Annotated in this window: 22 protein-coding genes; 14 read left to right on the forward strand and 8 right to left on the reverse strand. The window is 31.6% G+C overall.

Annotation, left to right across the window (positions count from 1 at the left end; all coding sequences use genetic code 11):
• Positions 1-5: 5 nt before the first annotated feature.
• The 3 genes from KA873_RS04325 to auxB all read left to right on the forward strand — a co-directional run bounded on the left by KA873_RS04325 (position 6) and on the right by auxB (position 3,156).
• The gene (locus tag KA873_RS04325) at positions 6-815 is read left to right on the forward strand and encodes an ABC transporter permease (RefSeq protein WP_107384410.1); all 810 of its coding nucleotides are present in this window, start codon (positions 6-8) and stop codon (positions 813-815) included.
• Entirely contained in the window at positions 815-1,888 is a 1,074-nt protein-coding gene (locus tag KA873_RS04330) for an ABC transporter substrate-binding protein (RefSeq protein WP_210140173.1), read from the forward strand. The genes KA873_RS04325 and KA873_RS04330 overlap by 1 nt, the downstream gene beginning before the upstream one ends.
• Positions 1,889-1,962: 74 nt before the next feature.
• A complete protein-coding gene (auxB, locus tag KA873_RS04335) occupies positions 1,963-3,156 on the forward strand; it encodes a lipoteichoic acid stability factor AuxB (RefSeq protein ID WP_107505342.1) in 1,194 nt (397 codons plus the stop codon).
• A 484-nt stretch (positions 3,157-3,640) separates the two neighbouring features.
• On the opposite strand, the gene KA873_RS04340 is transcribed toward auxB, so the two are convergent.
• Complete coding sequence (locus tag KA873_RS04340) at positions 3,641-4,966, reverse strand: Nramp family divalent metal transporter (protein ID WP_210140176.1); 1,326 nt, start codon at positions 4,964-4,966, stop codon at positions 3,641-3,643.
• A gap of 237 nt (positions 4,967-5,203) precedes the next feature.
• On the opposite strand from KA873_RS04340, the gene KA873_RS04345 reads away from it, so the two are divergent.
• Both KA873_RS04345 and KA873_RS04350 read left to right on the forward strand, forming a co-directional pair.
• Positions 5,204-5,716 (forward strand): DUF4064 domain-containing protein, encoded by a 513-nt coding sequence (locus tag KA873_RS04345; RefSeq protein WP_107386105.1) that lies wholly within the window; start codon positions 5,204-5,206, stop codon positions 5,714-5,716.
• Positions 5,717-6,093: 377 nt separating this feature from the next.
• On the forward strand, positions 6,094-6,255 hold the full coding sequence (locus KA873_RS04350) for a hypothetical protein (RefSeq protein WP_154409316.1): 162 nt from the start codon (positions 6,094-6,096) through the stop codon (positions 6,253-6,255).
• 273 nt (positions 6,256-6,528) lie between these two features.
• On the opposite strand, the gene KA873_RS04355 is transcribed toward KA873_RS04350, so the two are convergent.
• Complete coding sequence (locus KA873_RS04355) at positions 6,529-7,140, reverse strand: YktB family protein (RefSeq protein WP_107385289.1); 612 nt, start codon at positions 7,138-7,140, stop codon at positions 6,529-6,531.
• Between the two features lie 246 nt (positions 7,141-7,386).
• On the opposite strand from KA873_RS04355, the gene KA873_RS04360 reads away from it, so the two are divergent.
• Positions 7,387-8,202: an inositol monophosphatase family protein gene (locus KA873_RS04360; protein ID WP_107385290.1), complete on the forward strand. Its 816-nt coding sequence runs from the start codon at positions 7,387-7,389 to the stop codon at positions 8,200-8,202.
• 197 nt (positions 8,203-8,399) lie between these two features.
• Here the strand turns inward: KA873_RS04360 and KA873_RS04365 are convergent, their stop codons facing one another.
• On the reverse strand, positions 8,400-8,591 hold the full coding sequence (locus KA873_RS04365; RefSeq protein WP_019469262.1) for a DUF5325 family protein: 192 nt from the start codon (positions 8,589-8,591) through the stop codon (positions 8,400-8,402).
• A gap of 100 nt (positions 8,592-8,691) precedes the next feature.
• Between KA873_RS04365 and typA the strand changes: the two genes are divergently transcribed.
• Complete coding sequence (typA, locus tag KA873_RS04370) at positions 8,692-10,539, forward strand: translational GTPase TypA (protein ID WP_107385291.1); 1,848 nt, start codon at positions 8,692-8,694, stop codon at positions 10,537-10,539.
• Positions 10,540-11,156: 617 nt separating this feature from the next.
• Here typA and KA873_RS04375 read toward each other — a convergent pair.
• A complete protein-coding gene (locus tag KA873_RS04375; protein WP_107384369.1) occupies positions 11,157-11,330 on the reverse strand; it encodes a DUF2197 domain-containing protein in 174 nt (57 codons plus the stop codon).
• Positions 11,331-11,813 carry a hypothetical protein gene (locus KA873_RS04380; RefSeq protein ID WP_107384370.1) on the reverse strand — a complete coding sequence of 161 codons (483 nt, stop codon included), beginning with the start codon at positions 11,811-11,813 and terminating at the stop codon, positions 11,331-11,333.
• A gap of 344 nt (positions 11,814-12,157) precedes the next feature.
• Here KA873_RS04380 and KA873_RS04385 point away from each other — a divergent pair, with 344 nt between their 5' ends.
• The 3 genes from KA873_RS04385 to KA873_RS04395 all read left to right on the forward strand — a co-directional run bounded on the left by KA873_RS04385 (position 12,158) and on the right by KA873_RS04395 (position 17,851).
• The gene (locus tag KA873_RS04385) at positions 12,158-12,433 is read left to right on the forward strand and encodes an Fpa/YlaN family protein (protein WP_019469266.1); all 276 of its coding nucleotides are present in this window, start codon (positions 12,158-12,160) and stop codon (positions 12,431-12,433) included.
• 359 nt (positions 12,434-12,792) lie between these two features.
• A complete protein-coding gene (gene ftsW, locus KA873_RS04390; protein WP_107384371.1) occupies positions 12,793-14,028 on the forward strand; it encodes a cell division peptidoglycan polymerase FtsW in 1,236 nt (411 codons plus the stop codon).
• A gap of 367 nt (positions 14,029-14,395) precedes the next feature.
• The gene (locus KA873_RS04395) at positions 14,396-17,851 is read left to right on the forward strand and encodes a pyruvate carboxylase (RefSeq protein ID WP_107505319.1); all 3,456 of its coding nucleotides are present in this window, start codon (positions 14,396-14,398) and stop codon (positions 17,849-17,851) included.
• A 62-nt stretch (positions 17,852-17,913) separates the two neighbouring features.
• Here the strand turns inward: KA873_RS04395 and KA873_RS04400 are convergent, their stop codons facing one another.
• Positions 17,914-18,822, reverse strand: a complete 909-nt coding sequence (locus KA873_RS04400) for a COX15/CtaA family protein (protein ID WP_019469269.1) — start codon at positions 18,820-18,822, stop codon at positions 17,914-17,916.
• Between the two features lie 279 nt (positions 18,823-19,101).
• On the opposite strand from KA873_RS04400, the gene cyoE reads away from it, so the two are divergent.
• Both cyoE and KA873_RS04410 read left to right on the forward strand, forming a co-directional pair.
• Positions 19,102-20,013, forward strand: a complete 912-nt coding sequence (cyoE, locus tag KA873_RS04405; RefSeq protein ID WP_107505424.1) for a heme o synthase — start codon at positions 19,102-19,104, stop codon at positions 20,011-20,013.
• A 24-nt stretch (positions 20,014-20,037) separates the two neighbouring features.
• On the forward strand, positions 20,038-20,514 hold the full coding sequence (locus KA873_RS04410; RefSeq protein ID WP_107384374.1) for a DUF420 domain-containing protein: 477 nt from the start codon (positions 20,038-20,040) through the stop codon (positions 20,512-20,514).
• Positions 20,515-20,716: 202 nt separating this feature from the next.
• On the opposite strand, the gene KA873_RS04415 is transcribed toward KA873_RS04410, so the two are convergent.
• Complete coding sequence (locus KA873_RS04415) at positions 20,717-22,972, reverse strand: ATP-binding cassette domain-containing protein (RefSeq protein ID WP_107521379.1); 2,256 nt, start codon at positions 22,970-22,972, stop codon at positions 20,717-20,719.
• A 180-nt stretch (positions 22,973-23,152) separates the two neighbouring features.
• Between KA873_RS04415 and KA873_RS04420 the strand changes: the two genes are divergently transcribed.
• Both KA873_RS04420 and KA873_RS04425 read left to right on the forward strand, forming a co-directional pair.
• Positions 23,153-24,202: a CAP-associated domain-containing protein gene (locus tag KA873_RS04420; RefSeq protein WP_107384376.1), complete on the forward strand. Its 1,050-nt coding sequence runs from the start codon at positions 23,153-23,155 to the stop codon at positions 24,200-24,202.
• A gap of 11 nt (positions 24,203-24,213) precedes the next feature.
• Positions 24,214-24,648, forward strand: coding sequence for a YlbF/YmcA family competence regulator (locus tag KA873_RS04425; RefSeq protein WP_107384377.1), 435 nt, complete (start codon positions 24,214-24,216; stop codon positions 24,646-24,648).
• A 67-nt stretch (positions 24,649-24,715) separates the two neighbouring features.
• Here KA873_RS04425 and KA873_RS04430 read toward each other — a convergent pair whose 3' ends face one another.
• Positions 24,716-25,642, reverse strand: coding sequence for a glycerophosphodiester phosphodiesterase family protein (locus KA873_RS04430; RefSeq protein WP_107384378.1), 927 nt, complete (start codon positions 25,640-25,642; stop codon positions 24,716-24,718).
• Between the last annotated feature and the right edge of the window lie 78 nt (positions 25,643-25,720).

The raw sequence follows: 25,720 nt of genomic DNA on the forward strand, positions 1-25,720 counted from the left end.
ATCATATGAAATGGTATGGCAAACTATATATCGGTATATTAATTGCAGTGTTGTATATCCCTATACTGTTTTTAATGTTTTATTCATTTAATTCAGCAGGTAATATGATTCACTTTGAGCATTTTACATTAGCGCACTATCTATCCTTATTTAACAATGACAGATTATTAGCAGTTATTTTTAATACGATTGCGGTGGCATTATTAGCTGCTGCAATTGCAACGGTAATTGGAACAATGGGGGCCATTGCTTTATATCATTTAAGAAACAAAAAATTAAAAATTTCGTTACTCACTTTAAATAATGTGCTAATGGTTTCTTCCGATGTAGTTATTGGTGCATCATTTTTGATTATGTTTACGGCAATAGGTCATTTTACAGGTTTAGGGCTTGGTTTTATCACTGTATTAATTTCACATATTGCTTTTTGCATTCCAATTGTAGTGATTATTGTGTTACCTAAGTTATATGAAATGAATGAGCATACTTTAGATGCTGCTAGAGATTTAGGTGCCAGTGAATTACAAGTTTTAAATAAAGTGATGTTACCCCATTTGTTTCCTGCAATACTTGGCGGTTTTTTTATGGCACTAACCTATTCTTTGGATGATTTTACAGTTAGTTTTTTCGTTACAGGAAATGGATTTAGTGTATTATCAGTAGAAGTTTATGCTATGGCTAGAAAAGGTATAAGTATGGAAATTAACGCGATATCGACAATACTTTTTATAACGATCATAATAGGTATTCTTGGTTATTATTTGATACAAAAACTTATCAAACGAAATAAAGCATTGAAGCAGGTGACACAATAATGAAACGATTTTTACAATTAATCGTGCTTTCAATTTTCGTTGGACTACTATGTTTATTGGTAAGCCAAAAACTCACTGAAAAAGAGCATTCTGCTTCAGGTGAAAAAATTTATGTGTATAACTGGGGAGAATATATTGATCCGAGTTTAGTAAAAAAATTTCAAAAAGAAACTGGTATTGAAGTTGTGTACGAAACATTCGATTCAAACGAAGCTATGGAGGCAAAAATACGTAATGGTGGTACAAATTATGATGTTGCTTTTCCAAGTGAATATACGATAGAAAAAATGAAAAAGGAAGGTTTGTTATTACCTTTAAATCATGAGAAAATACCAAATATGAAAAATTTAGATAAAGATTATATGAACATGTCATTTGATAGGAAAAATCATTATTCAGTGCCATACTTTTTTGGTACAGTAGGTATTTTATATAATAAAAATGTATATTCACAAGATAACTTTGATTCGTGGGAAAGTTTATATAATCAAAAATATCAAAATGATATTTTATTAGTAGACGGAGCAAGAGAAGTTATGGGTTTAAGTTTAAACAAATTAGGCTACAGTTTAAATGATAAGCAATCAAAACATTTAGCAGAAGTTGAACAAGATTTAAAACAATTAAGCCCTAATATTAAAGGTGTTGTCGGTGATGAAATAACTATGATGCTTGAACAACACGAAGCTAATATTGCGGTTGTGTGGAGTGGTATAGCAGCGCCAATTGTGCAAAATAATAGTGATTTTGATTACGTCGTTCCAAAAGAAGGATCAAACTTATGGTTTGATAACATGGTAATTCCAAAGACAGCTCAAAATAAAGCAGGTTCACATAAGTTTATCAATTTTATGTTAGATGCACAGAATAGTAAACAAAATACGGAGTGGGTAGCTTATGCAACACCTAATAAGGCTGCAAGAGCACAATTACCAAAAGACATCAAAGATGATGAACGTTTTTATCCTTCAAAGCGTACACAAGCACGTTTAGAAGTCTATAAAGATTTAGGTAAAGATACACTTAGTGAATATAATGAACGCTTTTTAAATTTTAAAATGTCGCTAAATTAAAGCGTAGTATAGTAGTTATTTTATCGTTTATTCGATATAATAGTTTGATAAGTAGTATAAGGAGTTGTATAGAAATGTCAGGAGAACAATATACTCAAGTTAGGCGTCCAGTGAGTCGACTAGCAGAAAAGGTATTGGGTTGGTTGAGCTGGATATTCTTACTATTACTAACAATCATCACAATGTTTATTGCATTAGTTTCTTTTAGTAGTGAAAGTTCTATTCAAAATTTAGAAACGTCGTTAAATGGTAATGATTTTATTCAGCAAATATTGGCGAATAATGGATTAAATACGATTCAATTTGTTATTTGGTTACAAAATGGTATATGGGCAGTTATTGTATATTTCATTGTTTGTTTATTAATATCATTTTTAGCGTTAATTTCAATGAATATTAGAATATTATCTGGATTTTTATTTTTAATAGCTACCATCGTCACTTTACCTTTAGTTCTATTATTTGTACCACTCATTATACCGATTCTATTTTTAATAGTTGCAATTATGATGTTTGCACGCAAAGATAAAGTAGAAATGATACCAGCTTATTATTCTGGTGGTTATCAAGGTAGTTATAATGACTATGGTCAAGAAAGAGAAGCAGAACCAAAATCTGAGCCAAAACCTGAACCGAGACCTGAGCCAAAATCTGAACCAAACCCTCAATATAATGTACAACAAGATACTTCTGACTTAGAACAACCTTCAAACCAAGAACAACAATTAAGAAGAGGTGGGTACAGTTCCGAAATTGCAGACAAAGTAAATTCGGATATTAATTCAAAAGAGGAAGAACCTCAAGTATTATCTCGACAGGCTAAATACAATTATAAATCAAGAAAGCAGCCAAATGATTTTGATGAAAATCTTCAAAATGAACAAGAGGACTCAAATATCGATAGTGAAGAATCTGAAATAGAAGCTAGACAAAGACAAGAAGCTTTTGAAAAAGAACAACAACTTCAACAAGAAGCTTATGAAGAACAACAGCGAATCAAGCAAGAAAAGGCTGAGGAAGCTGCTAGATTGAAGCAAGAAAAAGCCGAAGAAAAAGCTAGAATTAAGCAAGAAAAGAAAGCACGTAAACAGCGTGAAAAAGAAAAACGTAAACAACAACCAAGTGCAGTTAGTCAGAGAAGAATGAACTTTGAAGAACGAAAGAAAATCACAAGTCAAACTGCTGAATCATCAGAGATTGATGAAGAAAAAAGTCAATCAAGTAAAACTAAACAAAATGAAGCAGTAGATTCAGATAAAGAAAAATAAAGATTTTATTTTCTCTATCCTATACGCAAAATAAGAGGGCCAATCCTTAATATGGATTGGTCCTCTTTATATTTAAAATCTTACGATTTTGATCGTGCATGCTTGCCTGGGGTATGGTTCGAGCCTGTAGTCTCTCACTCATATCATTTCCCCGGGCGTCAGCACGATGCAAAATCTCTATAAAAGATGTGTTTTAATACAATAGAAAAAAGCTTCATATTATTTAACTTATACAACTAATAGAAAGTCATATTTTTAATTAACCAAAAGATATAACTTAATATGAATACACATGATGGATGAGTCCATTTTATATAAAAAAACTTAAGATTTTGATCGTGCATGCTTGCCTGGGGATATGGCTAGAGCCTGTAGTCTCTCGCTCATATCATTTCCCCGGGCGTCAGCACATTACAAAATCGCAATTTCGCAAAGAAATCGTCAATTTTGTTTCTCTGTAAATATTTGAGTTTCAGTAATATGTCTACATGAGCTCTTTAAATGTTTCTAATATTAAGTATACATTTAATATGCTTAAAATAATGATTAATAGCCATGAAATAGTATTAACCCAGGTTCTGTTTTTAAATTGTCCCATTAAATAACGATTATTTGTAGCCAGTTGTAAAGGTATTAATGAGAACGGTAAAGCTAAACTTAAAAACACTTGTGAGAACACTAGCAATTGTTCAATTTTTGCTTCATCACTTTTGAAAATAATGATACAGAATATGATAGGTAAAATTGCAAGTAGACGCGTAACAAGTCTACGTAACCAGTTTGGAATTTTAAGATGCAAAAAACCTTCCATTACAATTTGACCAGCCATCGTACCAGTAATTGTAGAATTTTGGCCTGATGCCAATAAAGCAACTGCGAATAAGGTACTCATAATTGCACCCATAGAAGCTCCTAATACAGGTTGATTTTGTAAAGCGTGATATAAATCGTAGAAACCACCCAATTGATCAGTATTAACACCATAAAATAAAGCTGCACCTAAAACGAGTAATAAGCAATTAATGATAAATGCAATTGAAAGTTGAATATTAGAATCCATCGTAGCATATTTAATTGCATGTGCTTTTGATTTTAAACTATTTCTATCATACATTCTTGATTGAACAATTGAAGAGTGTAGATATAGATTGTGTGGCATAATCGTAGCCCCAATAATCCCTAGAGCAATAAACAATGCGCTGTTATTCGTTATTATTTCTTTGCTTGGTACAAAACCAGTTAAAACCTCATTAACATGAGGTGAGGCAATAAACACCTCAAATATAAAGATCACAAGTACTGTAAAAATTAACGTACCTACAATCGCCTCAATTTTTCGGAATCCAAAGCGCATGATAAAGAGTAATAAAAATACGTCCAATACCGTGATAAGTGCACCGACAAGTAGTGGAATGCCAAACAATAAATCTAATGCTATCGCACTCCCGATAACTTCTGCGATATCAGTTGCAATAATTGCTAATTCAGCAATTATACAAAAAACAAAAGCTAATGGTTTGTTTAAGTAATATTTTGTAGCTTGTGCTAAATCCATACCTGTCGCTATTCCTAATCTTACCGTCATACTTTGTAGTAACATTGCAGATAAACTAGAGAGTAAAATTACGAATAGCAAAATGTATCCAAATTGTGCACCACCTTGCATTGAAGTAATCCAATTTCCTGGATCCATGTAACCAACTGCTACTAATAACCCTGGACCTAAATAAGATAATAACTTTTGACTAAATTTACCATTACTATTAATAGAAACCGTATTGTTGATTTCTTCTAAACTTTTATTATGCATTTTTATATTATTAGCCAATAATGATACCTCCTATACTTCTAACTAACTTTTTATAGGTTACTCCAAAAAAAATATTAGGTCAACCTAATAACAGGTAATTGCTTAGATAAAGTTTTACTGTTTTTATTTTTTAATTAGTAAATTAATATTTTGAAATATAGAAAATAACACTTTGTAATTTTGTAATTTTGTTAAATTTGCTATGATAGTGATAATGAATGAATAGGAGGAAAAATGATGAATCGGAAAGCAGAAAAAATCCTTGCTTGGATTGCAAACGGTCTTAGTTTATTATTTTTAATACTCATGATTTTGGGACTAATTTTATTGAATTTTCCCGAATCCAAGGAAGCATTAAATCAAATATATGAACAACAAGGTATGTCAATATCGGCAGATGCGCTTAAAGCTTCAATATTAATGCAAGGTGGATTTTTATTATTCGCGACGATTCTGGGATTCTGTGGCGTATTTACAATTAAAGGAAACAGAATTTTAGCTGGTTGCCTTTTAATTGCAGCGGCTTTAATTAGTATTTTTACTGGTAATTTTATTGCGTTAATACTTTGGATTATTGCTGGAATTATGCTATTGGTGAAAAAAGACAAAGGCCAACCACAATATCATAATCAAATACAACAAAATGACATTAGTGAAGATGCCAAAGATATTGGTCAACGACAAAAGAGTGATATGAACCCAGAACAAGAATTAAAAAAGAAAAAAGATGAGGATCCTTATATTTATTAAGTTATGTGAAAAGACTTACCAATTAATGATCTATAAAAACTGAAAATATACGCTAACTGCTAACAAAGTATTAACTATGTTAGCAGTTTAGTTGTTAGTATAATTTTTGATTTTATATAGAATACAGATTCAGGGTTTAAAATACCATTCTTTTTTTGAGCATATTAATAATAAGAAAGATATCACAACATGCTAATGTATTTTTATAAACGTAAAACGGCGACAAAGTCCCCGGCTTTGTTGGCAGTTTTTTATGCACGCTTTCCGCGGGCACTACCTTAGCCTGTAGTCTTCGGCTAGTGCTATTTCCGCAGGAGTCGGCATAAATCACTGCCAATATTATAATATATATAAATTAAGCAGTGGTGGTGTTTATTTTGTTGAATAAATCAATTGATAAAAGAGATCAATATGAAATGATTTCTATCTTTGACTTAGTCGCTAATAGTCATTTATTACGTAAAGTCGATGCGATATTAGATTTAAATTTTATATATGAACTTGTCGAAGACAAATATTTGAGAAAATATAAGAAATAGCTATCAAAACAATTTAATAGATTACTCATCTTTATTTATTGATGCTACGCATATTAAAGCAAATGCAAATAAGAATAAGTATACAACTGAATTAGCTGAGAAGGACACACTCTATTTTCAAGAAGAATTAAATAATGAAATTAAAGAATAAAGATTAGTTCAAGGGGAAAAGTCCTATTTGAAAAAACGATATAATTAGAAAATAAACAAACCCTTCGCATTAATTTGCGAAGGGTTTGTCTACTTTCAAGTCTAAGATATTTATATCTTAGTTTATTTGTAAAATTTTAATAACTGTTCGAAGGTATCTTCTAAAAAGTTTAAAAAGCTTTTATCTGTTTTTAATTCGTCCGCATTTGGAGCAAGTGTACGTGCAACAAATAATTCACCTTTTTTTACTTTTTTAACACGATCAATTGCACTTTGTATTTCATCATCTGACATGTCTTTAATATATGTTTTTTCTTGAGACATGTGGTCCAAGCTTAAGCTATAATCGGATGGTAAATTTCTAAGTGTATGAAATTGTTCTTCAAAAACTTTCACACGCTGTGCTTTATCTTTTGCTTCATGCATAACACCGTACATGACAAATAATTGGTTTTCAAAAAGACCTATTTGAAAATGTGGTAACATTTTATAACCACGATTGTTGGTTGCAAAAGCGACCCATGTATCTTTAGGTGGATTTACACTTCGTCTTGCATGTTTAGCAACGTGTGGATAAAAAACTTCTCCAGTTGTTGCCTCTAAATATTGAGAAAAATATTCTCCTAATTCATGCAATTGTGGTCGAACATGTTTATTCAAAGCTTCCATTCTGTTATCTAAACCATCAACAGTAAATGCTTTGAAATCGTTTATTTTAAATGTATATTTAGCCATTTTAACCTCCTAGTGTGCATCTATTCGTTTATATTTTAGCATAATATAACACTATAAACAGTGACTTTGTTTTTTTATTTGAATAATCGTACATTGTACAGAAACGTGTATAAACCTATGAATTAGGGTAAAAACATAGTATTATTAACTAATATGATATTACATACAATTGACTATTTTAAATATATAGTTCTATATCTTATTAAATATTAATGAAAAGTGAGTCGTGAAAAGGAGAGGGATACAATGACTGTTTATGAGTTTGCAAAAGGCCTTATTTTAGAAGCGGGCATCAATGTAAAAAAAATCATGAAACAAGGTATAGAAATAGAAACTAAGTCAAATCCCAATGATTTAGTGACAAATGTTGATAAAGCGACAGAAAAATATATTTTTGACAATATCAAGCAGACTTATCCAGAACATTTAGTGATTGGTGAAGAAGGACATGGACATGACCTTAAAGACGAATCAGGTATTGTATGGGTTATTGATCCAATTGATGGGACGTTGAATTTTGTACACCAAAAAGAAAACTTTGCAATTTCTATTGGCATATTTAACGATGGCAAACCATATGCAGGATTTGTATACGATGTAATAAATGATAAACTTTACCATGCAAAAGCTGGTGAAGGTGCATTTGAAAATGGCAACTTGCTACCTGCAATTCAATCGAGCCCTTTAAGCATAAGCATAATTGGTATCAATCCTAATTGGCTTACAAAACCAAGATTGGGTGAAGTGTTCAAACCAATTGTGGACGAAGCTAGAAGCGCGAGAGCTTATGGTTCAGCTGCGCTAGAAATCATTCATGTAGCTACTGGTAAATTAGGAGGCTACATTACACCAAGATTACAACCTTGGGATTTTGCTGGCGGTTTAATCATCCTGCAAGAAGTAGGTGGCATTGGTACAGATTTAATGGGTAACACCTTGTCTATATATGAACCAAGTTCCATAGTAATGGCTAATCCGCAATTACATGCGGAATTATTAGAATTTCATTTTCAAAAAAATAATGAAATCATCGAAGCATTACAAAAACGTTTAAAACATTAAGATAACTACTTTAATTCATACTATTAGGCAAAATTTTATATATTTAAGTAAAAGACATATGACAAAAGCGATGAATAAGATAACGAGTAGAGAATGAAATATAAACTTTAAATCATTTTAAAAATTTAAGTCAACATATAAAAAAGGACAGAAAATACATTTTCAAAATGATTTTCTGTCCCTATTTATTTTAGCAATTATAGCCAGTTATTTTCACGATATTTCTTTTTTAAAGTGAAACCGTACCCAAATGTTGCAATGAATAGTATAAATGTTAAAATCATCATTGGAACATTTGTAGCAGCGATACTAAAGCTAAATAAAAGCAATAATATAACAGCTATGATAGCGAGTACCCAGAATATTGATTTAGATTTTTTTTGTTGCATCCCAACCACACCTTTATAGTTTTCTTTAACCAATTATATGATATAATAAAAAAGTTGCAAAGAAAAGTGGGAATTTACTCGAGAAAGGAAATTGTATAAAATGACTAAAATAAGAGAAGATGTTCGTAATATCGCAATCATCGCTCACGTTGACCATGGTAAAACAACATTAGTAGATGAATTATTAAAACAATCAGGAATATTCCGTGAAAATGAGCATGTAGATGAAAGAGCAATGGATTCTAACGACATAGAAAGAGAACGAGGCATAACAATTCTTGCTAAGAATACAGCAATTAATTATAAAGATAACAGAATTAATATTTTAGATACGCCAGGACACGCCGATTTCGGTGGTGAAGTTGAACGTATTATGAAAATGGTTGATGGTGTAATCTTAGTTGTAGATGCTTATGAAGGTACAATGCCACAAACACGTTTCGTCTTGAAAAAAGCACTTGAACAAAATTTAAAACCTGTAGTAGTTGTAAATAAAATTGATAAACCTGAAGCTAGACCAGAAGGTGTAGTAGACGAAGTATTAGACTTATTTATTGAATTAGAAGCTAACGATGAGCAATTGGATTTCCCTGTTGTTTATGCATCAGCTGTTAATGGTACTGCAAGTTTAGATTCTGAAAAACAAGATGAAAACATGCAATCACTTTACGAGACAATTATTGATTATGTGCCAGCTCCAATCGATAATAGAGAAGAACCGTTACAATTCCAAATAGCATTATTGGATTATAACGATTACGTTGGTCGTATTGGTGTAGGACGTGTGTTTAGAGGAACGATGCGTGTTGGTGATAATGTATCTTTATTAAAATTAGATGGCTCAGTTAAGAATTTCAGAGTGACTAAAATCTTCGGTTATTTCGGATTAAAACGTGAAGAAATTGAAGAAGCTTATGCTGGTGATTTAATTGCCGTTTCAGGTATGGAAGATATTAACGTAGGTGAAACTGTAACACCTAGTGATCATCAAGATCCTTTACCAGTTCTAAGAATCGATGAGCCTACATTGGAAATGACGTTTAGAGTGAATAATTCACCGTTTGCTGGACGTGAAGGTGATTTCGTAACGTCTCGTCAAATTCAAGAACGTTTAGATGAACAATTAGAAACAGATGTATCATTAAAAGTAACGCAAACAGAATCGCCAGATAAATGGATAGTTGCAGGACGTGGGGAACTACATTTATCTATTTTAATTGAAAATATGAGACGTGAAGGTTATGAATTACAAGTTTCTAAACCTCAAGTTATCTTAAGAGAAATTGATGGCGTTAAATGTGAACCATTTGAACGTGTGCAATGTGAAGTACCTCAAGAATATACAGGTGCTGTCATTGAGTCATTAGGTCAGCGTAAAGGTGAAATGTTAGACATGGTGACAACGGATAATGGTTTAACTCGTCTTATATTCATGGTTCCAGCACGTGGTTTAATCGGTTATACTACTGAGTTTATGTCACAGACACGTGGATATGGTATTATTAACCATACTTTTGAAGAATTCAAACCTCGTGTTAAAGGCCGTATAGGTGGTAGAAGAAATGGTGCGCTTGTTTCTATGGATAAAGGTCAAGCAAGTTCATATGCGATTATGGGACTTGAAGATCGTGGTACAAACTTTATGGAACCAGGAACTGAAGTTTATGAAGGTATGATTGTTGGTGAACACAATCGTGAAAATGACTTAACAGTAAATATTACGAAAGAAAAACACCAAACTAACGTACGTTCAGCTACAAAAGACCAAACAGTTACAATGAAACGACCAAGAAAATTAACTTTAGAAGAAGCATTACAATTTATCAATGATGATGAATTAGTAGAGGTAACACCTGAAACGATTCGTATTAGAAAAACAATTTTAGAAAAAGCAGCGCGTGAAAAAGAATCGAAACGAATCAAACAATTAATGCAAGAAGAAGAATAATTAGTAAATCATCAGTATAATCGAGAGATAAATATCGTTGATTCACATGACAATGTCAATTTCTATTGGAATAATATAGAGATTGACGTTGTCTTTTTTATGACATTATATAGTTGAGTAAACATACAATGATTTGTATTTAGTAATAAAGTCAGTTCAAATTTCAATATCCTAATTGAAGGATTTAGTATGAGATGTGTTGCATTTAAATATAACTAAAACTATTATATGTATTACACTAAGGTAAATCGATTTAATTGCATTTATTAAAGTGTAGGTAAATACTTTAATTGTGTAGTGGATGCCTAGGAAATGATTAATGAAATTTAAAATTATTTTCATTGATAAACGTTAGCATGTATATTTGCGTTTACATACTAAGTCTTGTTTCACACTAAGAAAGTTAACTAATAGGAAACGTTGATATAAAAAAACCATGAAAGTTTCAAATTAATAGAAACTTTCATGGGATAAATTTTTAGAATTAAACTCTCAGTTTAATTTGTAATATTAACAATCATTGACAAACATCATATACTTCTTTCAACGATTACTATTATTATGATGACATGCTTTAAATTTTCGGTTAAAACAACATTAAGTTTATAAAAAATATGTTATCGATGGTCGAAAGTGCTTTCTTGTTTTCGTTGTTTTGGTGTATCTAGACGACTTTTACATTCGTCGCACATAAAAGTGTGCATTGGATCATTTCTTAATCTTTTAGCTTCTAATGTATTTTGATCAATGAATACTTCAGTATCACAGATAATACATTGCACTTTTATCATTTAAATCACCTCGATATGAGTAACATACTTGAACTCATATGAATAACCTTGTTCTGGTATATAGACAAAACTATCAACGAAGTTATCGTCATAAAGTCTTTTGCCATCACGAGCAAATTGGAAGAAAAGATATGGAAGTAGGTCTATTGGTACTTCTATAGAATCTTTATCATTAAACAAACGTATTGCTTTTGCATGATCATGTGGTTCAGCATTTTTGAAAAATGGTGACATATTAATTACAAATGAATCTTTTAAAACTGCTCTTTTTCGATATTTAATTTCTGAATTTAGTGTTGGAGGATTTGTTTGTCCTTCTAAGATTGCACGATTCCATTCGCGGTTGTCATTGAAATTGATTGGTTTAGTGCCATCAAATACACCATTCTCTAAATCTTCTAATTTAACTTTTCTATCATCAAATATCCAAGTAGTACTATCTAAAGTAATTGGAAATTTAACTTCGCCCTTAATTTGAATCATAATCCCACTCCTAATATATTTTAAAAATTTTAAATAAAACGATTCGACAACAAGTCCAGTCGTTACGATAATTGACATTTTTGTGAATTTGAACATAATTAAATAGTTTGTATTATTGAAGATGCATCATAATATTAAAAATGCCTAATTGTTTCAACGCTCATATCACAATGATTTGTGTAGTTCGTTTTATTAATTGTATATGTAACTAAAATAAATATATCACTAATTCCAATATTATCATAAATAACTAGCCTTAGTATATTACTGAATTCACTTGCTTTTTCTGTATCAGTAAGATAAACTTTTACATATAAAGTTACAATTGATAGGGGGAGTATGTCATGGTAAAGGGCCAAAAATTAAACAGTGCGGCATATGACCAATTAAATAAAGATGCAGACAGGATTCTTCAATTGATTAAAGTTCAAATGGATAATCTTACATTACCTCAATGCCCATTGTATGAAGAAGTTCTTGATACACAAATGTTTGGTTTACAAAAAGAAGTTGATTTTGCTGTTGAACTAGGCTTAGTGGATAGAGAAGCGGGCAAAGATCTAATGCTTCGTTTAGAAAAAGAATTGTCTAAATTACACGAAGCATTTACAAACGTTTAATTGGATTCGCTAATTTTGAAAAGTATAAATTTATTTTCACTAAATAAAATGATATAAAACGAATTAAAGTAGTTAAAAAACTACATAAGATATTTGAAGTGGCTAAGATGTCAATATTATATTGATTGTATCGTAGCCACTTTTTTTGTTGGATAATAAATGATGTTACGGTTTGATAATGATTGAACAACAAATTATATTTGTTCGAAAAATGAATACATTTTTTGATATACTATTAAAGGTACAATGAAATTTTAAAAATAATTTCAGTATTTAGAATAACGAAAATGATTGAAACTTTTATTAAAAAATGATTAATATGTAAAGAATATATAAAATAGAATTGGATGATATGTCGAATGAATAACATAAAGAAATTTTTTCAGTATATTAGCAAGAATGCTAAATATATTGACTATCCGTTAGTAATTACATATTTGTTGTTATGTCTCATTGGCTTAGTCATGGTATATAGTGCAAGTATGGTTGCAGCCACTAAAGGTTCTTTAACAGGTGGTGTACCAGTAACAGGAACATATTTTTATACTAGGCAATTAATGTACGTAATTATGAGTATCATTCTTGTTTTTTTTATGGCATTCGTGATGAATGTGAAGTTACTAGAAACGATTAAGTTTCAAAAATGGATGATGCTTGGCATTATCTTATTGTTAGTAGCAACCCTATTAGTAGGAAGTAATATTAATGGTTCGAAAAGTTGGATTAATTTAGGTTTTATGAATTTACAAGCATCAGAATTATTGAAAATTGCCTTGATATTATATATTCCATATATGATTGAAAAGAAAAGGCCAAAAGTATTTAAAAATCCTAAGCTCATGACTTCTCCAATTATTTTATCTGCTATTTGTATCGGCCTTGTATTTTTACAACGCGATGTTGGTCAAACATTATTGATTTTAATAATTTTTTTCTCAATCTTATTTTATGCAGGCATTGGAGTTCAAAAATCGCTAAAATATGGGTTAATGATACTCACAGGTATTGTGCTCATAGGTGGCTTGTTTTTACTGATAGGACTTGTGCCAGATTATTTAACTGCCAGATTTAGTACGCTTACAGATCCATTCAGCAATGAAGGTGGCACAGGTTACCATATTTCTAATTCATTAATTGCAATTGGTAATGGTGGTTTGTTAGGCCGTGGTTTGGGAAACAGTATTATGAAGTTAGGTTACTTGCCTGAACCACATACTGACTTTATTTTCTCCATTATTTGTGAGGAACTTGGACTTGTTGGAGGACTAATTGTCATTTGCTTATTATTCTTTATTGTATATAGAGCATTTGAACTTGCGAGTAAGACGAGTTCATACTTTTATAAACTAGTTTGTGTAGGTGTTGCTAGCTATATAGGTAGTCAAACATTTGTCAATTTAGGTGGTATTTCAGGTACGATACCTTTAACTGGTGTTCCATTACCATTTATTAGCTTTGGTGGGTCGTCAATGATCAGTCTAAGTATTGCAATGGGGCTATTATTAATTACCGCTAAACAAATTAAAGTCGATGAATCGAAAAAAAGACAACAGCGTAAACATACGCACCATTTTAGTGTTCCAAAAAATGGTTAATACGCGCATAATAAGCAAACGATTCAACATGTTGATGTTGAAAACGTTTGCTTATTTTTTTAACTATATCATTTACTTTTGAAAAACTTAGCAAATACAGTGCTTTTAATAAGTTAAAGTTATCAATAATGATAACTTTATATTATGTTATTTTTATGATATAATCTCTTTTAAATACGATAGGTATCAAATTTTAAATACTCATTGCAATAAAAAAGATAGTATTATGGTAAAAATATAAGCACTAGTCATATTGTAATTTTAAATAATGTGAAAACTATTTTACTGTATACATAGTTCGTATTTTGCTATAATCAATTTTATATCCAACTTTTTAGAAAATTCAAAATTTAAGGGGGACCATGATTTGAAACAAATTAATAAACTTATGGTAGCCAATCGTGGAGAAATAGCAATAAGGATTTTTAGGGCTGCAACAGAATTAAATGTTAAAACGGTTGCGATTTATTCAAATGAAGATAAAGGATCATTACATAGATATAAAGCTGATGAGTCATATTTAGTTGGGAAAGATTTAGGACCAGCAGAATCATATTTGGATATAGAGCGCATCTTAGATGTTGCGAAACGTGCAGGAGTGGACGCAATTCATCCTGGTTATGGATTTTTAAGCGAAAATGAAACTTTTGCCAAACGTTGCCAAGAAGAGGGGATTAAGTTTATCGGACCACGTGTCGAACATTTAGACATGTTTGGTGATAAAGTTAAGGCAAGAACTACAGCAATTAATGCTGATTTAAGAGTTATTCCAGGTACAGATGGACCAATTGATAATCAATCCGATGCAATTGCCTTTGCAAATGAAGCCGGCTATCCTTTGATGATTAAAGCTACAAGTGGTGGTGGTGGAAAGGGCATGCGTATTGTGCGTTCCGAAGATGAATTAGAGGAAGCATTCCACAGAGCAAAATCTGAAGCGGAAAAATCTTTTGGTAATAGCGAGGTTTATATTGAAAAATATATAGATAATCCAAAGCACATTGAAGTACAAGTCATTGGTGATGAACATGGTAACATTGTTCATTTATATGAACGTGATTGTTCTGTTCAAAGACGTCATCAAAAAGTTGTTGAAGTTGCGCCATCTGTTGCACTTACTGATGATTTGAGAGAACGTATATGTGACGCTGCAATTCAATTAATGGAGAAAATTGAGTATGTGAATGCTGGCACAGTTGAATTTTTAGTATCTGGAGACGATTTTTATTTCATAGAAGTCAATCCACGTGTACAAGTTGAGCATACGATTTCTGAGATGGTGACTGGCGTAGATATAGTTAAAACTCAAATTCTTGTAGCTGATGGTGAAAAGCTATTTGATAATGAAATTGGCATGCCACAACAAAAAGATATTCAAACATTAGGTTATGCAATTCAATGTCGTATTACAACTGAAGATCCAACAAATGACTTTATGCCAGATACTGGTAGAATAATAGCTTATCGTTCAAGCGGTGGCTTCGGAGTCAGACTTGACGCTGGTGATGGCTTCCAAGGTGCAGAAATTTCACCGTATTATGATTCATTACTTGTAAAATTATCAACACATGGTATGACATTTAAACAAGCAAATGAAAAAATGGACCGTTCATTACAAGAAATGCGTATTCGTGGTGTGAAAACAAATGTGCCATTTTTAATTAATGTTATGAGAAATACACAATTTAAGACTGGCGACTACACAACTAAGTTTATCGAAAGTACGCCAGAATTATTTGATATTGAGCCTACATTAGATAGAGGTACGAAAACGTTAGAGTATATTGGTAATGTATCTATCAATGGTTTTCCTAACGTAGAAAAAAGACCGAAACCAATTTATGAAACGTCACCAATCCCTCAGGTTCCAAAAAAGGTTGTCGAAAAATTTGAAGGTACTAAGCAGTTATTAGATCATAAAGGACCACAAGCAGTTGCAGAATGGTTGAAACAGCAAGAGGATGTATTAATTACAGATACTACTTTCAGAGATGCACATCAATCATTGTTGGCTACACGCGTACGTACTAAAGATATGATGAATATTGCTTCTAAAACAGCTGATGTAATGAAAGATAGTTTTTCATTAGAAATGTGGGGCGGTGCAACATTTGATGTTGCTTACAACTTCTTAAAGGAAAATCCATGGGAAAGACTTGAAAGATTGAGAAAAGCTATTCCAAATGTTTTATTCCAAATGCTTTTACGTGCATCTAACGCTGTTGGCTATAAAAATTATCCAGATAATGTCATTAAAAAATTTGTGAAAGAAAGTGCTGATGCAGGTATAGATGTCTTCCGTATTTTTGATTCGTTAAACTGGATAGATCAAATGAAAGTAGCAAATGAAGCAGTTCAAGAAGCAGGTAAGATTTCAGAGGGCGCTATTTGCTATACAGGAGATTTTTTAAATGCAAATCGTTCTGATATTTACACGTTAGATTACTACGTAAATATGGCAAAAACACTTGAATCAGAAGGATTCCATATATTAGCTATTAAAGATATGGCTGGTTTATTAAAACCGAAAGCAGCTTACGAATTAATCGGTGAGTTAAAAGCAGCAGTTGACTTACCAATTCATTTACACACACATGATACGAGTGGTAATGGACTTTTAACTTATAAAGAAGCTATTGATGCGGGCGTAGATGTTATTGATACAGCAGTTGCATCAATGAGTGGTTTAACAAGTCAACCAAGTGCTAATTCATTGTATTATGCACTGAATGGTTTCGGTAGAAGCATGCGTGCAGACATTGATGGAATGGAAGAGTTATCACATTATTGGGGTACTGTACGTCAATACTATAGCGATTTCGAAAGTGATATTAAGTCACCTAACACAGAAATTTATCAGCATGAAATGCCAGGTGGACAATATTCTAATTTACGTCAACAAGCGAAAAGTTTAGGCTTAGGCAACAGATTTAATGAAGTAAAAGATATGTATAAGCGTGTTAATTTCTTATTCGGTGATATTGTTAAAGTAACACCTTCATCAAAAGTTGTTGGCGATATGGCCTTATACATGGTTCAAAATGATTTAGATGAGCAATCTGTAATAAAAGATGGACATAAATTAGATTTCCCTGAATCAGTAGTATCATTCTTTAAAGGAGAAATTGGTCAGCCAGTTAATGGCTTCAATAAAGACCTACAAAAGGTAATATTGAAAGGTCAAACCCCATTAACTGAACGGCCAGGGGAATATTTAAAGCCAGTTGATTTCGAAACAGTAAGACAAGAATTAGAGGAAAAACAACAAAAAGAAGTCACTGAACAAGATGTCATCAGTTATGTGTTATATCCAAAAGTGTATGAACAATTTATTGCTACGCAAGAACAATATGGAAATGTATCACTTTTAGATACACCAACATTTTTCTTTGGCATGAGAGCAAATGAGACTGTAGAAATAGAAATTGATACAGGAAAACGATTGATTATTACACTTAAAACGATTACAGAACCTGATGAAAAAGGTGTACGTACAATATTTTATGATATGAATGGTCAGGCAAGACGTATCTTCATACAAGATGAAAATGTTAAAGCCAATGCAAATGTTAAACCAAAAGCGGATAAACTAAATCCAAATCACATTGGTGCACAAATGCCTGGATCAGTTACAGAAGTTAAAATTGCTGAGGGTGAATCTGTGACGAGTGGACAAGCATTATTGATCACTGAAGCTATGAAGATGGAAACAACGATTCAAGCACCGTTTGATGGTGTCGTAAGAAAAGTAACAGTACAAAATGGCGATGCCATTGAAACAGGCGACTTATTAATAGAAATTGAAAAAGAACAAGAAGATTAAACTAAAAATGGCTGTGATACGGTTAATGTATCACAGCCATTTTATATGTTAATTAAAGTAAATTATCCACCACTTCGTATAGTTCTTAGCATCAATACAATAAAGTATGCAATCAATCCAAACAATATTGTTATGAATAATGCGTGTAATAGAGCGATTAATAAATTCACTTCAGTAATAATAGATAAAGCACCTGTTATCACTTGTAAAATTATTAAAATAAATGCAGCGGTATAGCCGAAACGAATTGTTCGATTTTCTTTGTAATTATTAATTGCATGAACAAACGTGATTAAAATCCAAATAAAAGCGATTAAAGCCATACCTCTGTGAGTGAAGTTCACCCAATCTTGAACGTTATGAGGTATTAAATCATTAAATGGAAGCGGCCATTGACCATAAGCTAAACTTGCTTCTTTATGTCTAACTAACGCACCAGTATATATCGTTAAGTATACAATGATTGCCATAATCCATGTATAAATTCTAAGCGGCTTACGAATAAATAATTCATCAGCTTCGTATTTACGGTCTACTTCAAAGATAATTAAAGTTAAAACAAATACTGAAGAAAATGAAATTAATGAAATACCAAAATGTAACGCCAAAACATAATCGTTTTGTTGCCACATTACTGCTGCTGCACCAACAAGTGCTTGCAATAATAGGAAACCAATACTAATCATGCATAACGGTTTAACTTCTTTGATATAACCAATGTGTTTCCAAGCAACAATCACTAGCCATAAAACAAGAATTAAAGATAGACCTGATACTGCACGATGACTTAATTCAATTATTGTTTGTATAGGCAAATTTTGAGGTAAAAAAGCACCATGACATAATGGCCAGTCAGAGCCACAACCATCAGCTGAACCAGTTTTAGTAACCAATGCGCCTCCTAGCTGTACAAATGCCATTATTATCGCTGCCAATACAGATAACCATTTCAGGTTTTTTTTGTTAAACAAGAATTAACCCCCCACAAATAAATAAAACAGATATGAGTAATGATTCAGCTACAATGATACCAATCATTTGTAGTTTAAACCATAGACTCTTTACATTTACTTTTTTATTTTTAAATAAAACTTAACTATTATTATAACAAGAAATACGCTTCTAATTGTGTCACAAAAATGACTATTTGTGAATGTCGATAAAGTGTCACAAATAACTTTGTATAAATGTAGTCAATCACCGTAAATTGATATATCATTGTATTATATGGAAAAATTAGGAGGGAAATTATGAACAAAGAACAAACTTTGTCGCATAATTCTAGTCGTGTAACGTTTAAAGAGTTACAACAAATTATTAAAATGGGACTAGTTCAGGGCAATTTAATTCCAGCATTTGCTGGTTCATGGCTTGCAATTGTGTTGGCAAATCATTCCTTCCTCTCGTCAATACCACAGATTTTAATGATGTTGGTAGGTTCGACATTAATTATGGGGGGCGCATGCGCTTTAAATAATTACTATGATCAAGATATTGACAGTATCATGCCAAGTAAACAGCAAAGACCTTCAGTTAATGGAAAAATTTCAAATAGAAATTTATTATTACTTAGTTTTGGAATGATGCTCGTAGGGGAAGCATTATTATTTGCTTTAAATATACCATCTGGTGTAATAGGATTGTTAGGTATTGTTGGATATGTGTCATTTTATTCAATTTGGTCTAAACGTCATACAGTTTGGAATACAGTGATTGGGAGTTTTCCTGGTGCTGTGCCACCGTTAATAGGTTGGACAGCTATTGAAGGCAATATTAGTATGGTTGCTGTAGCGCTTTTCTTAGTAATATTTTGTTGGCAACCAGTACATTTTTATGCATTGGCAATAAAGCGTAAAGATGAATATAGTTTGGCAAATATTCCAATGTTACCTTCTGTTAAAGGTTTCAAACGCACGAGAGTGAGTATGTTTATCTGGCTAGTATTGTTATTACCACTACCATTATTATTGAGTGATCTTGGTACAACATTTATCATATTAGCTACATTATTAAATTTAGGCTGGTTATATTTAGGTTTAACGAGTTTTAAAAAAGATTCAGATCAAACAAAATGGGCAACAAAAATGTTTATTTACTCTTTAAACTATTTAGTAGTTTTCTTCGTACTCGTTGTTGTTGTTTCATTGATTAAAATGTTCTAATAAATATTAATAAGGATGGAATATATGAATTTACCAATCTTACCTACAATTAGCACAACATGTATAGTGATAAGCGCAATCCTTATTGCAATAGGATGGCGTAAAATATGGAAAAGAGAAATCGAAAGTCATAAAAAATTTATGTTACTTGCTGCTATATTTGCGCTAACTTTCTTTATTATTTATGCTTCGAGAACGATATTTATTGGTAATACTGCTTTTGGTGGCCCAGATTCAATTAAGATTTATTATACAATCTTTTTAATTTTTCATATCAATTTAGCTACCATCGGTGGTCTGCTAGGACTTTTCCAAATCATCACTGCGTTCAAAGACAAATTTAAACTTCATAGATTTGTAGGACCAATTGCATCAATTGTTTGGTTTTGTACTGCTATCACAGGAGTGATGGTTTATGTATTGCTCTATGTATTATATCCAGGCGGAGAAACAACATCATTGTTGAAAGCAACTTTCGGTTTTATAAATATACTTAGTTAAAGTATTGATGGACTAAGCTGAAATAATCATTATATCTAAAAATAACCTGAGACACTGCAGTGTCTCAGGTTATTTTTATTTTAAAGTTGCAGTTGCAGATGTTATCTGTTTAAGTGGTAGATTCTTTTTATAATTTTTGTAACTCAAGATTTGTGTGTGGTTTCATTCAAATAATTTAAATGGAAATTTTTAAAAAAGCGACTTAAGATAAATACCTTTTTAAGTGTTTAGCCGTAACAGAAGCAGTGGTTGCTAATAGACCATCTGGATTTCCTTGATAAAGTAATTTACCACCTTTGTTTCCAGCATATGGCCCTATATCAATAATCCAGTCTGCATTTGTCATCATCGTTAAATTATGTTCAATGATAATTACTGTGTTACCTTGGTCAATTAAATTATCAAAACAAGTTAAAATAATTGGTATATCATCTTCATGTAAGCCAGTAGTAGGTTCATCAAATACAAAAATGTGATTACTCACAACGTGTGTCAAATATTTACTGAGCTTAACACGTTGTATTTCTCCACCAGATAATGTATCAAGTGTTTGTCCTAAATTCATATAATTTAAACCTGTTGCTTTCAGTGATTGCAAAGGCTGTGCAATAGATTGATTTGTATTAAAAAAGTTTAAAGCTTCATCCACTGTTAAGTTCAATATATCTGCTATAGAATAGCCTGAGATAGTTGCATTTAAAACTTCAGGTTTATATCTTTTACCACCACAAACATTACAAATTTGGGTGAAGTCTGGCATAAATGCAAGCTCCGTTTTTAGCACGCCTTTTCCATGACACTCAGGACAGGCGCCTTCAGAGTTGTAACTGAATAATGACTTCTTCAACCCTGTATTTTTACTGAAATAGGTACGAACATCATCAAATATATCTAGGTATGTTAACAAATGAGAACGACTTGAAGCGTGTACGGGCTTTTGATCGATAATAATAGCGTCTTCATCGTTTTGTAAGCCGCCATGTATAAGTGTGCTCTTGCCAGAACCAGCTACACCAGTTACAACGGTCATTGCATGTTTAGGAATACGAACTGAAATATCTTTTAAATTGTTTTGCGTCATATGATTTAAGTCAATAAACGCATCTGTTTGTCTTATGGATGATTTCAATTTATGTTTTTTCTTTAATGCTTTTCCAGTACTGGAATTTGATGATAATAAATCAGAATAGTTACCAGTGAAAACAATTTCACCACCATTTTTTCCAGCATAGGGCCCTAAATCTATGATGTGATCTGCAATTTTGATAACGTCAGGGTCATGTTCTACTACTAGAACTGTGTTACCTTTATTTTTTAAAGATTGAATGATTTCATTTATTTTTTGAATATCCTCAGGATGTAGCCCGATGCTCGGTTCATCTATGATATATACTAAGTCACTTAAAGGGCTATTTAGATGCCTGATAAGTTTAATACGTTGAGATTCTCCACCAGACAGCGTTTTTGTTTCACGATCTAAAGTGAGATAATTAAGTCCAATATAACTAAGAGCTTCTAATTGCTTTAACAAAGGGCTAATTATAAATTGTGCTTTGGTAGAATCTAATTTTTGAATGAAAGTCATTGCTTCGTCAATAGATAAGTGCGTGAACTCAGCGATATCTAAGCCATTAATTTTGGATTGTAATACATTTTGATTTAATCTTTTACCACCACATGTTGGGCATTTTTTTGATGTCACAACTCTTTCAATATCGTGTTTGAATTTATTTTTTTCAAAATTGTCATTTAATAGAAAAGAACGTCTAAATCGATGAATAAGTCCTTCGAATTTTGCAGTTTTTGGCCAGTTTTCTGGAGGGTTTTTCAATTTGGTAGGTTTTGTGTATAACAGTGTATCCAATTCTTTTTTATCATAATGTTTCAATTTCTTGTCATTATCAAATAAACCAGAATATAAATAACGTTTACCGCGCCAACTATCCGGTCTGAAAGAGGGAAAACGGATTGCATCTTCATTTAAAGATTTTTCAAAATCTAACAGTTCTTCCAAGTTAATATCTTCTACGTATCCAAGGCCAGAACATGTTTCGCACATACCATTTGGATTATTGAAAGAAAAAATGTCAGAATATCCTACAAAAGGTGTTCCGATACGAGACCATAATAAACGCACTGAAGCATAAATATCGGAAATTGTACCTACTGTAGACCGTGAATTACCACCTAACCTTTTTTGATTGATAATCATAGCTACTGGTAAATGTTCTATTAAATCTACATTTGCTTTACTAAATTGTTTTAATTGATTTTGTATATATGTAGAATATGTTTCGTTAAGTAAACGTTCAGATTCGGCAGCAATTGTATTGAAGACTAATGATGACTTACCTGAACCAGAACGACCAGTGAATACAGAAATTTTATGTTTTGGTATATCTAAAGAAATATCTTTTAAATTATTTTGTTTCGCACCATGTATACGAATGATTGACATATTTGTCACCCCTTCATTTATTTTATACCCAAAATTCTCTTGTATATTACGTCATGCACATATAATATATGATGAAAATGTAAAGGGTTTATTACAAATTAACAAATTTGAGGACATGCCTTGCTTGTATCTGTCATAAACATGTACAATGAACCAAAGAATAATGTAGGTGGATGAGCGATGAAGAAACTAATAATTAAAGTTATTGGTGTATTATTATTGATTTGTTTTATAATTTATCTATTTTACTCACCGCGTTTGAAATTTGATGTTTTAGAAAATCCTAATAAAGAAACTTCAAAAACAACACAAAACAAAGATTTTCAAAACAAAAAAACAAATGTTGAAAATCCTAAACTTAAAAAAGGTGTGGGTACTTGGATTGGACAAGATTTACATAATTTAACTGATAATTATGGACAAGCAGATAGGGTCTATTCATATAAAGGTGGTTTTAAAAACTACGTATATAAACAAAAAAATCAGTATTATCTTGTCACAACGAAAAAAAATAAAATTAAATCAGTTTATGCCACTGGTAAAAATGCTAACGTTAATCCAGTAGAAATTGGTGATAATGCAGCGCATGTTTTTGAAAAGTACAGTATCAATCCAGAGCCAACGATTAAAGCTAATGGAAAAGCGTATGAAATAGAACTTTCAGATTCAGATATGAAAACACAGACACTTATAAAATTCAATAATGTTTACGCACAAGTATATATTGATCAACAAGCTAATGAAATCGTAGGTGTAAGATATTTAGATAGTGAAGCATTAATAGCATTCAAACCCTATCAAATGATTACTGCGCAAGAAGATAAAAAAGTGAAAAATAATTATAAAAAAATACCATATGAACAAAATGCAAATCAATTGATGACACTTTATGAAATAACTAATGAGATGCGCAAATTAAAAGATGCTAAGCCTTTAAAAATCAATAATGACGTAGCTCATATTGCATCATATAATTTGTACGAAGCAATTGATACTGATAGTGTAGAATTTACAGAAGATGCCTTGAAACAAAAGCTTAATGAACAAAATATTTCTTTTGTTTCTACTAGTCAAAATGTAGGATATGATTTTAACGAAGTACCAACTTTAATCCATAGTTGGTTAAATTCTGATATTCATAGATCAAGGATGTTAAATTCTAAATACAATGAAGTCGGCGGCGAAGTGTCAAACGGTTATTATACAATTATTTTCATTGAAGATAAGTAGGAGAGGATATAATGATAACAGAAGAAACTTTGAACATTCTTGATGATATTGAATATTTAAGTGATAAAATACTTGATTCACGATTATATCATTCATTTAAAATAGCAGAACAAAATTTACAAGAAAATGATGAAGCGCATTTACTCTATCAAGCCTTTTTAAAATCAAAAGAGCAATATGACGAAATAATGAGATTTGGAAAATATCATCCAGATTATCAAAAAGTGATGTTAGAAACACGTAAACGAAAACGTGCTTATGAAATGCTACCAGTAGTTATGGATTACAAACAAAAAGAAGTTGCATTACAAGATTTAATAGACGAGGTTATAGTGAAAATAGCTTATGCTGTATCTGAAAATGTAAAGATAGAAACAGGTAATCCATTTTTCCAAAAAGATGCAAGTGGTTGTGCAACAGGTGGTTCTTGTAGCTGTTCCTTATAGCAAATCAGTGCTGAAATGTTAATTAATATAAAAGCTGGGCACTTGTAGTGACCCAGCTTTTATATAACTATTTATTTTGATAGGTGTTTTTAAATCGTTCTGCTAAATCAGGTCTGTCAGTGACTATAGTATGCACCTCGTTTTTGGCTAAATCATTCATTAAATCTAGATTATTAATACCATAAAAACCAGGGACAATATTACGTTCATTTAACCACTGTATAAATTTAGGTGAAGTCAATTTAATACCTTTAAACGTCACTGGCATTTGAAATGTATGTGCTTGTGGTTTAAATGTGTTACCTAAACCTGATTTGAATTTTAAGAAGCCTTCTGCCACTTCGCTCTGACTTGCTCCAATAGCTATTGTGTAGTTGCTTACTTTTTTGAACCTTTCAATTTGATCGCTTTGAAAACTAGTAACTAAAACACGATTTTGCGCGTGGTTTTTAACAATGATATCATAAATGATTTTAGGTGCTAATTTACCTTGATCACTTTGTGAATCATCTTTAAGGTCAACATTTATAAGTGTGTTAGGATATAATTTTAATAATTCATCAAAAGTTAGTATTTTAGTGTCAGTGTGATTACGATAAGGTGTTAACCCGTTTAAATCCGTAAAATGATAACCTGCGTCTAATTGCTTTAATTCTGTTAAAGTATGTGTTGCTACTTTTCCTGAGCCGTTTGTCGTACGATCAACATCTGCATCATGAAAAACCACTAATTGTTGATCTTTAGTCAATCTCACATCAATTTCGAATCCATCAATATGATGTGATAAAGCATTGTCAAATGCGAGTTTTGTCAGTTCAGGTTTCACTGCCATACCACCACGGTGTGCGAAGATATACGGTGCAGGCTTAGAGAAAAAAGGCGGGATTTCTTGGTTCATAGGTTTAGCTTTATATTTTGAAAAGAAAATAACACTACCTACTAAACCAACCGTACCTAGAAATGCACCTTTTATTAATTTGTTAATTGTTGTCATGCGCAAATCCTCCTTGATTTGAGTATATACAGTAATATAGCAAATGTTAGCTATTGTTCAAAATAATTGTTATTTATT

It is taken from the genome of Staphylococcus sp. GDY8P45P, from assembly GCF_017892745.1.
Taxonomy (GTDB): domain Bacteria; phylum Bacillota; class Bacilli; order Staphylococcales; family Staphylococcaceae; genus Staphylococcus; species Staphylococcus cohnii.